The organism is Microbacterium sp. Nx66 (genome assembly GCF_904066215.1).
Classification (GTDB): Bacteria; Actinomycetota; Actinomycetes; order Actinomycetales; family Microbacteriaceae; genus Microbacterium; species Microbacterium meiriae.
This window is the reverse complement of record NZ_LR880474.1, coordinates 3,010,747-3,024,365: the sequence shown is the minus strand read 5'-3', so window position 1 is coordinate 3,024,365 and position 13,619 is coordinate 3,010,747. Positions and strand designations below refer to the sequence as shown.

Annotated in this window: 13 protein-coding genes; 8 read left to right on the top strand and 5 right to left on the bottom strand. The window is 71.5% G+C overall.

Translation table 11 applies throughout. The features are described from left to right. Positions 1 to 9 precede the first annotated feature (9 nt). The 4 genes from MICNX66_RS14625 to MICNX66_RS14610 all read left to right on the top strand — a co-directional run bounded on the left by MICNX66_RS14625 (position 10) and on the right by MICNX66_RS14610 (position 4,633). Entirely contained in the window at positions 10 to 864 is an 855-nt protein-coding gene (locus MICNX66_RS14625) for an alpha/beta fold hydrolase (RefSeq protein WP_187662471.1), read from the top strand. A gap of 953 nt (positions 865 to 1,817) precedes the next feature. Next, positions 1,818 to 2,555: a DUF1684 domain-containing protein gene (locus MICNX66_RS14620; protein ID WP_187662470.1), complete on the top strand. Its 738-nt coding sequence runs from the start codon at positions 1,818 to 1,820 to the stop codon at positions 2,553 to 2,555. A gap of 33 nt (positions 2,556 to 2,588) precedes the next feature. After that, complete coding sequence (locus MICNX66_RS14615; RefSeq protein ID WP_187662469.1) at positions 2,589 to 3,638, top strand: lipoate--protein ligase family protein; 1,050 nt, start codon at positions 2,589 to 2,591, stop codon at positions 3,636 to 3,638. A 77-nt stretch (positions 3,639 to 3,715) separates the two neighbouring features. After that, positions 3,716 to 4,633 carry a DNA-methyltransferase gene (locus tag MICNX66_RS14610; protein ID WP_187664232.1) on the top strand — a complete coding sequence of 306 codons (918 nt, stop codon included), beginning with the start codon at positions 3,716 to 3,718 and terminating at the stop codon, positions 4,631 to 4,633. Between the two features lie 24 nt (positions 4,634 to 4,657). Here the strand turns inward: MICNX66_RS14610 and MICNX66_RS14605 are convergent, their stop codons facing one another. Genes MICNX66_RS14605 through MICNX66_RS14595 form a run of 3 tightly spaced genes read right to left on the bottom strand, consistent with a single transcriptional unit; the run spans position 4,658 to position 6,902 of the window. Next, positions 4,658 to 5,008 (bottom strand): cupin domain-containing protein, encoded by a 351-nt coding sequence (locus tag MICNX66_RS14605; protein WP_187662468.1) that lies wholly within the window; start codon positions 5,006 to 5,008, stop codon positions 4,658 to 4,660. After that, complete coding sequence (locus tag MICNX66_RS14600; RefSeq protein ID WP_187662467.1) at positions 5,005 to 6,408, bottom strand: NAD(P)/FAD-dependent oxidoreductase; 1,404 nt, start codon at positions 6,406 to 6,408, stop codon at positions 5,005 to 5,007. The genes MICNX66_RS14605 and MICNX66_RS14600 overlap by 4 nt, the downstream gene beginning before the upstream one ends. Positions 6,409 to 6,434: 26 nt before the next feature. Beyond that, positions 6,435 to 6,902: an Lrp/AsnC family transcriptional regulator gene (locus MICNX66_RS14595; RefSeq protein WP_025105441.1), complete on the bottom strand. Its 468-nt coding sequence runs from the start codon at positions 6,900 to 6,902 to the stop codon at positions 6,435 to 6,437. 99 nt (positions 6,903 to 7,001) lie between these two features. Here MICNX66_RS14595 and MICNX66_RS14590 point away from each other — a divergent pair, with 99 nt between their 5' ends. Beyond that, positions 7,002 to 8,450 carry a gamma-aminobutyraldehyde dehydrogenase gene (locus MICNX66_RS14590; RefSeq protein ID WP_232089105.1) on the top strand — a complete coding sequence of 483 codons (1,449 nt, stop codon included), beginning with the start codon at positions 7,002 to 7,004 and terminating at the stop codon, positions 8,448 to 8,450. 12 nt (positions 8,451 to 8,462) lie between these two features. Here MICNX66_RS14590 and MICNX66_RS14585 read toward each other — a convergent pair whose 3' ends face one another. Then, a complete protein-coding gene (locus MICNX66_RS14585; RefSeq protein ID WP_187662466.1) occupies positions 8,463 to 8,990 on the bottom strand; it encodes a GNAT family N-acetyltransferase in 528 nt (175 codons plus the stop codon). Between the two features lie 224 nt (positions 8,991 to 9,214). Here MICNX66_RS14585 and MICNX66_RS14580 point away from each other — a divergent pair, with 224 nt between their 5' ends. From MICNX66_RS14580 to MICNX66_RS14570, 3 genes are read left to right on the top strand one after another with little or no spacing between them, the layout of a single operon-like run. Next, entirely contained in the window at positions 9,215 to 10,360 is a 1,146-nt protein-coding gene (locus MICNX66_RS14580; protein WP_187662465.1) for an ROK family protein, read from the top strand. 19 nt (positions 10,361 to 10,379) lie between these two features. Next, on the top strand, positions 10,380 to 11,309 hold the full coding sequence (locus MICNX66_RS14575) for a polysaccharide deacetylase family protein (RefSeq protein ID WP_187662464.1): 930 nt from the start codon (positions 10,380 to 10,382) through the stop codon (positions 11,307 to 11,309). Further along, positions 11,306 to 12,631 carry an MFS transporter gene (locus tag MICNX66_RS14570; protein WP_187662463.1) on the top strand — a complete coding sequence of 442 codons (1,326 nt, stop codon included), beginning with the start codon at positions 11,306 to 11,308 and terminating at the stop codon, positions 12,629 to 12,631. The genes MICNX66_RS14575 and MICNX66_RS14570 overlap by 4 nt, the downstream gene beginning before the upstream one ends. A 2-nt stretch (positions 12,632 to 12,633) precedes the next feature. On the opposite strand, the gene galE is transcribed toward MICNX66_RS14570, so the two are convergent. Continuing rightward, positions 12,634 to 13,611: a UDP-glucose 4-epimerase GalE gene (galE, locus tag MICNX66_RS14565; protein ID WP_187662462.1), complete on the bottom strand. Its 978-nt coding sequence runs from the start codon at positions 13,609 to 13,611 to the stop codon at positions 12,634 to 12,636. Positions 13,612 to 13,619 lie beyond the last annotated feature (8 nt).

Sequence of the window (13,619 nt, the reverse complement as noted above, 5' to 3'; positions counted from 1 at the left end):
GGCCGACTCATGACCGAGACCCGCGAGTACACCGACAGCCACGGCATCGCCATCGTCTACGACGTCCACCCCGCGGAGGGCACGCCCCGCGGTGTCGTCCAGCTCCTGCACGGGGTGGGCGAGCACGCAGGACGGTATCCGGCGCTGATCGCCGCGCTCACCGGAGCCGGGTTCACCGTCTACGCGGACGACCACCGTGGGCACGGGCGCACCGGCATGCGCCAGCACGGCGATCCGGCCCGGCTCGGACGGCTCGGCCCCGGGGGTCTCCGGGCGGCCAAGGATGCGATCTGGCAGCTGACCGGCATCATCCGCGACGAGAACCCGGACCTTCCGCTCGTGCTCCTCGGGCACTCGTGGGGGTCGTTCCTCGCGCAGATGCTGGTGAACGAGCACGCCGAGGCCTTCGATGCGGTGATCTTGTCGGGTTCGGCGCTGCGCACGCCCCGCTCCCTGAACCCGGCGCCGCTGAACGCCGCGTGGGCCGCGGACGACGCGACCGGGTACGAGTGGCTGAGCCGCGACCCCGCGGTGTGGAAGGCCTTCGAGGAGGACCCGCTCACGACGGGGGTGCCTCTGCTCAAGCTCTTCGGTCTGCTCGACGCGGCGCGACTGTACGGGCGTCCGGCGACGCACCTCGCGCGCGACCTCCCGATGCTCCTCCTCGTCGGCCGTGACGATCCGGTCGGCGGTCCCCGCAGCGTCCACAAGCTCGCCGACCAGTACCGGCGCCGCTCCGGACTCACCGACGTCACGACCCTCGTCTACCCCGACGCCCGGCACGAGATCTTCCAGGAGCTGCAGCAGGACGAGGTGCGCGCCGACGTCCTCGCCTGGCTCGACGCCCACATCCCCGCCCGCTGACTCCCGTCCCGGGTTCGGGTCCGATCCCAGTCCGGCCCTTCCCCGGCCTGTTCAGTCCCGTTCCGTCCCGTCCCGTCCCGGTCCGGTTCCGGTCCGTCCCGGTCCGGTTCCGGTCCCTTTACGGTCCGGGATCACTTTCGCCCCTTCCCCCGGTCCCGCGGGATTATTTTCGCGCGTGGCACAGGCCCCAGCGGAACGTTTTCGAACACGCACTGTGCGTGGGTGCGCCGGTGAGTCCGCGTCCGCGATGACCTGTCGGGTCAAGGCCGCGCCTCCCGTCACCGCCCGCGAGATCACCTTCGTGCCTCCGGACATCCCGCGGGATCAATGTTGTGCCTCCCGCCACTGCCGCGGGATCACTTTCGTGCCCGGGACGGACCTCGGGGGAGCCTTTTCGAACACGCACGGTGATTCGCGCGCCGGTGGCAGTGGGGAATCACCCGCGCCCCCGCGAATAGGGGGCGCGGAGGCGCGGCGCATCTTCGGCTTCCGTCGCGCCGCGGACGACCCCGGGTGGCGGGATCGATAAGGGGCGGGGGAGGGCGCGCTGGGGGACGATTTCGATCCCGCGGGATGTGCGCGGGGGCTGCGCACGGGTGGCGGGATCAGTAACGGGCGGGGGAGGGCGCGCTGGGGGACGGTTTTGATCTCGCGGGATGTGCGCGGGGGCTGCGCACGGGTGGCGGGATCAGTAACGGGCGGGGGAGGGTGGGATGGGGGACGGTTTTGATCCCGCGGGATGTGCGCGGGGGCTGCGCCGGCGGGATCAGGAACGGGCGGGGAAAGGTGCGGCGAGGGACGGGTTTGATCCCGCACGCGGATGGAGCGACCGCGGGGGAGTGTGACGTGGGATGACGCGCGGTGAAGGCGTGTGACGGAGGGAGGCCACGGGAGGTGGGGGCAGTCCTAGATTCGGGGCACATCCGCACGAGCGAGGGGGAGGGCCCGCGGCGATGAGCTTCCTGACGGACTGGCATGAGTGGCATGCGGCGCGTGAACGCTATGCGGGGTCGGAGTACGGGCCGTCCGCGCTGGAGTCGACGAACTGGCTCATCACCGAACCCGCAGCGGTCGACGGCGTCCCCGGACTCTGGGCCCTCACCGGCGACGGCGGCATCCGCGGCAGCGAACTCGGACCGTCGGGGTCGGTCGTCACCCTCCGCGGCGCCCAGACCCTGCGCCTCGGGCGGCGGGAGTTGCGGGTATTCGATCGCAACGGGCTGCTGGCCCTCCGCGTCTGGAATCCGGCCCGTCCGCAGCGGGAGTGGTTCACGGCGATCGACGCCTACGCCCCGGACGAGCGCTGGCGGCTCCCCGCGACGTTCGAACCCGCGCCAGACGAGCGGGTCGTCGTCACCTCGGTCGACGGTGAGGAGCGCGAGACCGCGATCGCCGGACGCCTGCGGTTCGAACTCGCCGGGGCCCCGCACGAGCTCACCGTCACCCGCAGTGGGAGCGGAGCGCTGAGCGCGGTCTTCGCCGACGGGACGAATGGGCTGGAGACGTATCGGTTCCGGTTCCTCCCCGTCGACGAACCCGCCGCCGATGGATCCGCCGTGCTCGACTTCAACCGGGCGTACCTGCCGCCCTGTGCGTTCTCCGACCAGTTCGTCTGCCCCCTGCCGACGCCCGGCAACCGCTACTCCACGCCGATCAGGGCGGGGGAGCGCGTGGTCGTGCTCGGCGGCTGACCACGGAGGCAGCGCGCGCCTTAAGCTGGATCCGTGCACGGTGAATACAAGGTTCCTGGGGGCAAGCTCGTCGTCGTCGACCTCGAGGTCGAGAACGACCGGATCGCGCGGTTCCGGCTCGCCGGGGACTTCTTCCTCGAACCGGACTCCGCGCTCGACGACATCAACGCCGCTGTCGAGGGTCTCCCCGTCGAGTCCGACGCCACGGCCATCGCCGCGGCCGTCCGCGGCGCCCTCCCCGAGGGGGCCCAGCTGCTCGGCTTCACCCCCGAGGCGGTCGGCACCGTCGTCCGCCGCGCGCTCGTCACGGCGCCCGGCTGGGGCGACTTCGACTGGGAGATCGTCCACGAGAAGGCGGTCTCGCCGCGCATGAACCTCGCCCTGGACGAGGTGCTCACCTCCCGCGTCGGCGAGGGGCGTCGGCGTCCGACGCTGCGCATCTGGGAGTGGGACGAGTCGGCCGTCGTCATCGGGTCGTTCCAGTCGTATCGCAATGAGGTCGATCCCGAGGGCGCTGCGAAGCACGGCTTCGACGTCGTCCGCCGGATCTCCGGAGGCGGAGCGATGCTCATGGCCGCGGGGCAGATCATCACCTACTCGCTGTACGTCCCCGCGTCACTCGTCGCCGGAATGACCTTCGCCGACTCCTACGCGTTCCTCGACGACTGGGTGCTGCAGGCGCTCCGTTCGCTCGGCATCGACGCCGTCTACCAGCCTCTCAACGACATCGCGAGCCCGACCGGCAAGATCGGCGGCGCCGCGCAGAAGCGCCTCGCGAACGGAGGTGTGCTGCACCACGCCACCCTCTCCTATGACATCGACGGCCAGATGATGACCGAGGTGCTGCGGATCGGCCGCGAGAAGCTCAGCGACAAGGGCACGACCTCGGCCGCCAAGCGCGTCGACCCGCTGCGGAGCCAGACCGGACTGGAACGCGCCGAGATCATCGAGCGCTTCAAGGACACGTTCCGCTCGCTCACCTCCGCCGAGGACGGCGGCATCACGCCGGACGAGTACGCCGATGCCGAGGCTCTGGTGGAGTCGAAGTTCTCGACCGACGCGTGGCTGCATCGGGTTCCGTGAGCCCTTCGACAGGCTCAGGCCCTTCGACAGGCTCAGGGACCCAGGAGGACGGCCCAGGGGTCCAGGTCCCGGGGCGGGTGTCGGTGATCGAGGGGGACAACCTCGCCGTCGCGGCGACCCTGCCGTCCGGGTCCTTCACGCTCGTCTACCTCGACCCGCCGTTCAACACCGGAAGAGTGCGGGAGCGGCAGGTGGTCACCGCCCGCCGCACGTTCACAACTCCGGAAGAATCGGCGGATCCGGACGGGGGCAGCTCCCAACCGGCCGAAACCGCGTCGGATCTCCTGAGTTCTGAACACGCGGTCGGCGGGCCGGAGGTGCGGCACGGCTTCCACGGACATCGGTACGAGCGGGTGCGCGGCATGCTGCGCGCGTACGACGACAGCTTCGACGACTACGGCGCCTTCCTCATGCCGCGGCTGGAGGAGGCCTGGAGGCTGCTCGCCGACGACGGCACCCTGTACCTGCACCTCGACTACCGCGAGGCGCACTACGCGAAGGTCATGCTCGACGCGGTGTTCGGCCGGGACTGCTTCCTCAACGAGCTCATCTGGGCGTACGACTACGGCGCGAAATCCCGGCGGCGGTGGCCCACCAAGCACGACACGATCCTGGTGTACGTGAAGAACCCGCGGACGTACGTGTTCAACTCCGACGACGTCGACCGGGAGCCGTACATGGCGCCGGGGCTGGTGACCGCGGAGAAGGCGGCGCGCGGCAAGCTCCCGACCGACGTCTGGTGGCACACGATCGTCCCGACGACCGGACGGGAGAAGACGGGCTATCCGACGCAGAAGCCCGAGGGCATCCTCCGGCGCATCGTGACCGCGTCCAGCCGACCGGGCGATCGGGTGCTCGACCTCTTCGCCGGAAGCGGCACGACCGGAGCGGTGGCCTCCGCACTCGGTCGGGAGGCGGTGCTCGTGGACGACAACCCGGAAGCGGTGCGGGTCATGGCCGCACGCATCCCGCACGCGGAGGTCCGCCGGGCCTGAGTGGGACGCGCTCGGCACGAGCCGTCAAATCCCGATCGAGACCTTCCGCAGGGTCGCGTTCACGGTCCAGACCGTCCGCATGCCGGCCGTGAGCCGCATCACTGACCCTGGGCCGAGTCCCACGGGCGGGAGCGCGGGTGCGGTGAACGCCACGGTCGCGCGACCGGAGAGCACGACGAACACCTCGTCCTCCTCGACATCCACCGCCGTGCCCGGCGTCATCTCCCAGACGCCGATCTCGATGCCGCGTGCGTCGTCGAGCACCGTGTACGCCGTGGTCGGCGCGCCGTCGCGGACGTCCTCGTCGGGCAGCGGGGCGTGCGTCAGCGCGAGGTTCCCCGCGTTGACGACGGCCCCCGGGGTGAGCGCGGTCACGAGTCGAAGCCCATGCCGAGGGCGTCCAGCGTCTTCAGGAACAGGTTGCGGCGCCCCCCGTTGTGGTCGGCCCTGTCCATCGCGGCGCGGACGAGGTTTATGCCGACGGACGCGGCGGGCTCCGGCGGGAACGGGATCGGCTTCTCGCGCACCATCCGCAGCTGCGTGCGTTCGGTCTCCTCGCCGTCGAGCTTGTCGAGCATGACATCGGCCGCGAACCGGGCGGCCCCGACCCCGAGTCCGGTGAACCCCGTGGCGTAGGCGACCCGACCGCCGCGGGCGGTGCCGAAGAACGCGCAGAACCGGCTCGACGAGTCGATCGCCCCGGCCCAGCGGTGCGTGAAGCGGAGGCCGGCGAGCTGCGGGAAGGTGGTGAAGAAGTGCGAGGCCAGGCGTCGGTGGCTCTCCATCCGATCCTCGTAGGCGGGGCGCACCTTGCCGCCGAAGTGGTACACCGCGTCGTAGCCGCCGAACAGGATCCGGTCGTCGGCGGTGAGCCGGTAGTAGTGGAACTGGTTGGCGCTGTCGGCGAGCCCCTGACGGTTGCGCCAGCCGATGGACTCGAGCTGCTCGGCCGAGAGCGGCTCCGTCATCAGCACGTAGTCGTACACCGGGACCGTCATGAGGCGGTTGCGCTTCAGGAGGGAGGGGAACACGTTCGTCGCGAGCGCCACCGCGTCGGCGGTCACCCGGCCGTGCTCCGTGACGAGGGTCACCGGACCGGAGTCCGCGCCCTCGATCCGCCGGACGAGGCTGTGCTCGTGGATCTCCACGCCGAGCTCGACGGCCACCCGTGCGAGCTCCAGGCCCAGCTTCGCGGGGTGCACGAGAGCGCTGCCCTCCCGGTCCCACGCGCCGGCGAGGAACGTGGGGGAATGCACTTCCGCCTGCACCGCCTCCCGGTCGAGGAAGCCCTCCTCCTCGCGCAGCCACTCGACCTGATGCGGCTCCACGGCGACCGCGAGCTGGCCCGTCCGCTCGAACTCGGCATCCATGTCGTACCGCCGCACGGTCTCGGCGATGCCGTCGAGGTTCTCGTGGCCCAGCTCCTCGAGGCGGTCGATCTCCTCGGGCCAGCGGTTCACGCCGTTCTCGTGGCCGTGCGTGAGGCTGGACTCGCAGAAGCCGCCGTTGCGCCCGGATGCCGCCCAGGCCACGCGGGATGCCTCCAGGAGGACCACCTTCCGCTCCGGATCCCGCTCCTTCGCGCGCACGGCCGTCCAGAGCCCGGTGTAGCCGCCGCCGACGACCACGAGGTCCGTGTGCACGGTGCCGCGCAGCGGCGGATGCGCGGGCCGCTCGACGTCGTCGAGCCAGAAGACCGACAGGGCCGTGTCGCGCAGGGCGTCGTCGACGACGGACTGCGAAGGATGACGGCGTTCGAAGACCGTGGTGCCCATGTTCACTCCGATGCGAGGGGAGCGCGTCAGCGCGTTCCCCAGTTGTAGAGGTCTTTGTAGAGGCCGGCGTAGAGCAGGCTCTCCGTCTGGATGATGCCGGGGATGGTGCGGATGCGGGTGGCGATGAGGTCGAGCAGATGGTCGTCGTCCTCGCACACCGCCTCGACGAGGATGTCGAACGTCCCGAGGGTGACGACGACGTACGCCAGCTCGGGGATCGCCGTGAGCTCCTCAGCGATCGCGCGGGGGTCGCCGGACACCCGGATCCCGATCATCGACATGCGGTGGAAGCCGAGCTGCAGCGGGTCGGTCACGGCGACGATCTGGATCAGACCCGATTCGGTCAGGCGCTGCACGCGCTGGCGGGCCGCGGCCTCGCTGAGCCCTACTTCGCGGGCGATCTCCGCATAGGGACGCCGCCCGTCCTCCTGCAGCAGCTCGACGATGCGCTTCGAGATGTCGTCGAGGGCGGGGGGAGGCGTCTTCGGACTCATGTACCGATCGTGACATTCTGACCCGCCCTGCGCAACTGATTCCGTCGATCTGTGGACGAAAAGCTACAGATTCCGCGCTCGGATGGCTACCATGGCGCTATGTCCTCACCGTCGACGATGACCGTGCCCCTGCAGAACTTCATCGGCGGTCGCGCCGTCACCGCATCGGGGAGCGGGCGCCTGCCGCTCATCGATCCGGTGACGGAGGAAGCCTACGGCGAGATCCCGATCTCCGACCGCACCGACGTGGATGCCGCGTATGCCGCGGCCGCGGCGGCGTTCCCGACCTGGCGGGACACCCCGCCGTCTGCGCGCCAACTCGCCCTGTTCCGCATCGCCGAGGACATGGCCGCGCGGGCCGAGGAGTTCGCCGACCTCGAGTCGAAGGACACCGGCAAGCCGCGGGCGACGCTCGTCGCCGACGAGATCCTGCAGTCGGTGGACCAGCTGCGGTTCTTCGCCGGGGCCGCGCGGAGCCTCGGGGGTCGAGCCGCCGCGGAGTACCTCCCCGGGCACACCTCCTTCGTGCGCCGGGAGCCGATCGGCGTGATCGGGCAGGTGACGCCGTGGAACTACCCCCTGAACATGGCGGTGTGGAAGATCGCTCCCGCGCTCGCCGCCGGCAACACCGTCGTGCTGAAGCCGGCCGAGTCCACGCCGCTCACCACGCTGCTGCTCGCGGAGATCGTCGCCGCGCACACCCCCGCGGGCACCCTCAACGTCGTGCTCGGCGACCGCGAGACCGGAGCGGCCCTCGTCGAGCATCCGACACCGCAGATGGTGGCGATCACCGGCTCGGTGCGCGCGGGGATGGCCGTGGCCCGCTCCGCGGCCGACGACGTCAAGCGCGTGCACCTGGAGCTCGGCGGCAAGGCGCCCGCGATCGTCTTCCCGGACGCGTCGATCGAGAAGGCGGTCGAGGGCATCGTCACCGGGGCCTTCTTCAACGCGGGTCAGGACTGCACCGCGGCGACCCGGGTGCTCGTGCACGCGTCGATGCACGACGAGCTCGTCGCCGCACTGGTGGAGCGGACCCGCACGCACGCGCGGACCGGGGTGCCGGACGAAGAGGGCGTGCTGTACGGACCGCTGAGCAGCGCGGCCCAACTCGCTCAGGTGCAGGGCTTCATCGACCGGCTTGCGGCGCACGCGACCATCGCCACCGGTGGGAGGCGGCAGGGCGACCGCGGTTACTTCTGGGAGGCGACCATCGTGACCGGCGTGCAGCAGGACGACGAGGTCGTGCAGGGCGAGATCTTCGGACCCGTGCTCACCGTGCAGCCCTTCGATACCGAGGAGGAGGCGCTCACGATGGCGAACGACGTGCCGTACGCGCTCGCCGCCTCGGTGTGGACGCGGGAGCACACCAGGGCCATGCGCTTCTCCCGCGACTTGGACTTCGGCTGCGTCTGGATCAACACCCACATCCCGTTCGTGTCGGACATGCCGCACGGCGGGTTCAAGCACTCCGGATACGGGAAGGACCTGTCGCAGTACGGCTTCGACGACTACACCCGGATCAAGCACGTGATGAGCGCGCTCGACTGACGCGGCGGTCGTTCAGCGCGGGGCGAGGAGCTTGACGCGGCGGTGCTCCCGGAGCGTGAACTGCGGGCGTTGATCGATCTTCGTGGCCCCGTCGAGCTCCCACCCGTGCCGGGCGTAGAAGCCGTCGGCGCGGTCGTTGCCGTCGAGGACCCAGAGGTAGGCGCGGGTGTGGCCGGCATCGATCATGCGCTGCTCGGCGGCGTCGAGGAGGGCATGCCCCGCCCCCGTCGACCACGCGGTCGGGTCGGCGTAGATGCCGTACAGCTCGGCATCGTCCAAGCCGTCGGGGTCGCGGCCGGAGCCGAACGACGCCCAGCCGACGACGGTGCCGTCGCGCTCCGCGACCAGGGTTCCGAGGCTCGTGGGCAGCGGATCGGCGAAGATGCGGCGCCACCCGTCGGCCCGTTCCGAGACGGACAGCCCGTCCAGCACCTCCTGGTCGATGAGGCCCTCGTAGGCCGCCTGCCACGACCGCACGTGCACTCCGGCCACGGCCTCGGCATCGTCGGCGACGGCGTCTCGGATCACCAGGGGCGTCATCCCTCCACCCTATGCGGGCCCGCCGACGTCCTTCCGGGTTCCCCGGTCACACCTGCACGACATGGGTGCGTCTGTGGGGAGGAATCCCGGGATTCGTCGTGCGACCGTGCCCGGGTCGTGCAGGCGACGCAGCCGGGAAGGACGGGTCGACGGGTGCGACGCGATGTGGCAGGCTGGCGGGCACCGACTCCGCACGAGAATCGACCCCCCAGAGGTTCCGCCGCATGTCACGACCCCTCGCAGGACCGCAGACCCTGCTCCGCACGCTCAACGGCCGCGCGATCCTCGAGCGTCTCGCCCGGAGCGGACCGCAGACCCGGGCCGAGCTCATGGCGGCGACCGGCCTCTCCCGCACGGCCGTGACCCAGGTACTGCGGATGCTCGACGCCGCGGGAGCCGTCACTGCGGCCGGGGTCGACCGCGACACCCGCGGACCGGCGGCGGGCCGGGTCGCTCTGCACCCCGCCCTCGGGGTCGCGGCGGCCGTGCACGTGGACCATCACGCCGCCCACGTCGTCCTCGTCGACGCGACCGGCACCATCAGAGCCGAACGGCACGGCGCCTTCCCCGCGGGCGAGGACCGGGTCGCGCACATCGCCGCCCTCGTCGCGGCCTGCCGCCGATCCGTGAAGGGCGCGCTCCACCTCGCCGTCGTCGGAGTGCCCGGCATCGTCGCGTCGGACGGTGCGATCCGCGACGACCAGGGACCGGACGGCGGCGCCTTCCGCTCGGCTCTCGCGGCAGCCCTCGACTGCCCGGTCCGCGTCGAGAACGACGTCAACCTCGCCGCGCTCGCCGAGTCGACCACCGGTGTCGGCATCGACCTCGCGAGCTTCGCGCTCCTGCTGCTCGACGACGACCTCGGCGCCGGCATCGTGATCGACGGGGCGCTGCATCGCGGGTTCTCGGGAGTGGCGGGCGAGGTGATGTACCTCCCGCAGACGCCGGTGCCCATCGGCGCCCCGGTCGCGGGCGCCGCGGTGGTGCGCGACCTCGCCCTCGGGCTCGGACTGGATGTCGACGCGCCTTTCCTCGCCCACCTGGAGGCGGCGCAACGCGGAGACGAGGCGGCGCAGGCCCTCGTCGCGGAGATCGGACGACGGCTCTTCCTCGCGGCGGGCAGCGTCGCCCTCGTGCTCGATCCCGAGGCCTTCATCCTCGGCGGGGAGGCGGTGCACCCGGCGCTCCTGGATGCGATCGAGCGGGTCGCGGACGAGTTCGCCGCGCAGCTGCCGCTCCGTTTCCTCGCCTCGGCGTTCGGTCCGGAGGCGCCGCTCGTCGGAGCTGTGGGTGAGGCGGCCTCCGCGCTCCGCGCCGACGTCTTCACCCGGATCCTCACACCCTCCCGCGCACCCGCCACCGGCCGCTGACCGCCCGACAGGACACGCCATGACCGCCTCCGCCGCTCTCGCCGACCGACTCGGGCTGCCGTCCGGTGCCAGGGCGGTCATCCTCAACGCCGACGACTTCGGGATGTGCCATGCCGCGAACGCGGCGATCTCCGGACTCCTGGCGCGTGACCGGATCGACTCGGCGACGGTGATGGTGCCCTGCGCCTGGTCCCCGGAAGCACTCGCCTTCGCCGCCGCGCACCCCGACCTCGACGTGGGCGTGCACCTCGTCCTCACGAGCGAGTGGCGCCGGTACCGGTGGCGTCCGCTCACCGCGGGCTCCTCGACCCTCGTCGACGCCGACGGCTTCTTCCCCGCCGACGTCGCGACCGTGGAGCAGCACGCGTCGGAGGAGGATGTCGCCGCCGAGATCGCCGCGCAGTTGCAGGCGGCGCTCGATGCCGGCGTCGACGTGACCCACCTCGACAACCACATGGGCTCCGTCTACGGGCTGCTGACCGGCCGGGACTTCCTGCGCGCCGTCTTCGAGCTCGCCGCCCGGCACGGCCTCCCCTTCCGCCTGCCCCGCGAGATGGAGGGAGCGGACGCCGATCCGATGCTGCAGGCGAAGCTCACCGAGGCGGCGGCGGTGGCGGATGCGTTCGGCGTGGAGATCGTCGATCGGCTCTGGACGCACCCGTTCGAGCTGCGCGGCGAGGGCACCGCCGATGAGGAGTCGTACGAGCAGGTCCGAGACGGGTTCCTCGCGGTGCTGCGCGCCGTCCCGCCCGGTGTCACCGAGATCTACCTGCATCCGATGGCCGACGGTGAGGAGCTGCGCGCCGCGGTGGACTTCGCGGCGGCCAAACGCGGCTACGAGCTGCGGCTGCTCGACGACCCGCTCGTGCAGCAGACGATCGCCGAGGAGGGCCTGGTCCGCGTCGGCTGGCGCGCGCTGCGGGAGCTGCAGCGCGGAGACGCCCGGTGACGGCGCTCGGCGAACGGCTGCGCGACCGCCGTCTCGACGCCGCTCCCACCCGCTCCCAGACCATCGCCTTCGGGGCCTCGGGGTTCCCGACGCAGCTGATGACGCAGACGTTCTCGGCGTTCGTCGTCTACTTCTACGTCTCGCACCTCGCCGTCCCCGCGGGGTGGGTGGCGGCGGCGATGATCGCCCACGGCATCCTCAACGCGGCGCTCAACCCTGTCGTCGGGGCGCTCTCCGACCGGATCCGCACGCCGTGGGGCCGCCGCATCCCGTGGATCGGGCTCGGCATCGTGCCGCTCGTCGTCGCGTTCGCCCTCGTCTGGATGCCGCCCGCGCTCCCGGCGGCCGGGCTCATCGTGTGGTTCCTCGTGGTCGTCGCGGTCTACGACATCGCCTTCGTCGTGGTGGTGCTGAACATCTCGGCGCTGTTCCCGGAGATCTTCCGCACCACGGAGGAGCGCGCCCGCGGGAACGTGCCGCGGCAGATCTTCGCGATCCTCGGCATGGTGCTCGGCACGGCAGGAGCCCCCGCGCTCTACGACGCGATCGGCTGGCCCGGGATGGCGCTCGTGCTGAGCGGTGTCTGTCTCGTGCTGCTCGCCTGGTCGTTCCTCGGCGGGATGATCGAGCGCCGGGTGCCCGAGGCCGCCTCCGAGGCCATGCGCTGGCGGGACCAGCTCGTCTACACGTTCCGCAACCGCGCCTTCGTGCCGTACGTGCTGGGCTCGCTCTGCGTGCAGACCTCGATCGCCGTGATCCTCGCCGCCGTCCCGTTCTACGTCCGCTACTCGCTGGGGGCGGCCGAGGGCGGGGGCAGCCTCCTGCTCGGCGCCATCTTCCTCACGGCCATCCCGTCGATCGTGCTGTGGAGCGCGGTAGTCCGGCGCACCTCCCCGCGCACGGCGCTGCTGTGGAGCGTCGCGGTGTTCGGGGTCGCGGTGCTCGGCTACCTGGTCCCGACGTCGGTGGGGGCGGCGGCTCTCGTCGGGGTGGCGGTCGGCGTCGGCGTCGGCGGGCTGCTGCAGCTCCTCGAGGTCGTGCTCGCCCAGATCATCGACGACGACGCGCATCGCACGGGCCACCGTCGCGAGGGTGCGTACTTCGGCGTGAACGGGTTCGTCGTGCGCGGCTCCGTTGTCCTCCAGGCGATCGTCGCCGCGGCTGTGCTGACCGCGACGGGCTTCGACGCCGGGCTCGGCGACGCGCAGCCGGAGGCCGTCGACGGCGGCATCCGGCTGATGCTGGCGGTCATCCCCCTGGCGTTCACCGCCGTCGGGTGGCTGTGCTTCTGGCTCTACCCCATCCGCACGCGCGACCTCTGAGATCAGCCGGCGGCGCGGCGGGCCTCCCAGCCCGTGCGCACCATCTCGTCGACGGTGTAGCGCATGGTCCAGTCGAGGTCGCGGGCCGCGAGCTCACCGGTCGCCACGATTCGATCCGGGTCGCCGGGGCGGCGAGGGCCGACCTCGGGGGTGAAGTCGATGCCGGTGACGCGGGCGACCGCATCCATGATCTGCTTCACGCTGAGGCCGTCGCCGGAGCCGAGGTTGTACGCGGGCTCGATCGGGGCGCCGGAGGCCAGGCGCTGCGCTGCGGCGACGTGGGCGGCGGCGATGTCGCCGACGTGCACGTAATCGCGCACGTTCGTGCCGTCAGGGGTGTCGTAGTCGTCGCCGAAGATCTTCGGGGTGCGGCCCTCGATCAGCGCCTCGAAGACGATGGGGAAGAGGTTGTGCGGGCTGACGTCGTAGACCGTCGGGTCGGCCGAGCCGACGACGTTGAAGTACCGCAGCGAGGTGTGACGCAGCGGGCGGTCGGCGTGGGCGGTGGCGACGGCCTGGTCGCGGAGCAGCCATTCGCCGATGAGCTTCGACTCGCCGTAGGGGCTCGCGGGCCTCTTGGCGGTGTCTTCGACGACGAGGGAGACGTCCGGGGTGCCGAACACGGCCGCCGAAGAGGAGAAGACGATGTTCGCGACGCCCGCCGCCGCCATCGCCTCGAGGATGATCCGCGTCCCCTCGACGTTCTGGGCGTAGGTGTGCAGCGGGCGCTGGACCGAGACGCCGGCGTACTTGTAGCCCGCGACGTGGATCACGCCCTCCGCCTCGTGCGTGCGCAGGGTCTCCTCGACGAGGGCGCGGTCGAGGATGCTGCCCTGCACGAAGGGCACGCCCTCCGGCACGAAGGAGGCGACGCCGCTGGAGAGGTCGTCCAGGACGACGGGGGAGAGACCGGCCTCTGCGAGAGCGCGGACGACGTGGGCACCGATGTAGCCGGCGCCGCCGGTGACGATCCAGGACATGCGTTCCT

Excerpts from the sequence above, each read along its gene's own strand:
- MICNX66_RS14625 (WP_187662471.1), top strand. The coding sequence starts at position 10 with ATGACCGAGACCCGCGAGTACACCGACAGCCACGGCATCGCCATCGTC.
- MICNX66_RS14620 (WP_187662470.1), top strand. The coding sequence starts at position 1,818 with ATGAGCTTCCTGACGGACTGGCATGAGTGGCATGCGGCGCGTGAACGC.
- MICNX66_RS14600 (WP_187662467.1), bottom strand. The coding sequence starts at position 6,408 with ATGGGCACCACGGTCTTCGAACGCCGTCATCCTTCGCAGTCCGTCGTC.
- MICNX66_RS14595 (WP_025105441.1), bottom strand. The coding sequence starts at position 6,902 with ATGAGTCCGAAGACGCCTCCCCCCGCCCTCGACGACATCTCGAAGCGC.
- MICNX66_RS14590 (WP_232089105.1), top strand. The coding sequence starts at position 7,002 with ATGTCCTCACCGTCGACGATGACCGTGCCCCTGCAGAACTTCATCGGC.
- MICNX66_RS14585 (WP_187662466.1), bottom strand. The coding sequence starts at position 8,990 with ATGACGCCCCTGGTGATCCGAGACGCCGTCGCCGACGATGCCGAGGCC.
- MICNX66_RS14580 (WP_187662465.1), top strand. The coding sequence starts at position 9,215 with ATGTCACGACCCCTCGCAGGACCGCAGACCCTGCTCCGCACGCTCAAC.
- MICNX66_RS14575 (WP_187662464.1), top strand. The coding sequence starts at position 10,380 with ATGACCGCCTCCGCCGCTCTCGCCGACCGACTCGGGCTGCCGTCCGGT.
- galE (WP_187662462.1), bottom strand. The coding sequence starts at position 13,611 with ATGTCCTGGATCGTCACCGGCGGCGCCGGCTACATCGGTGCCCACGTC.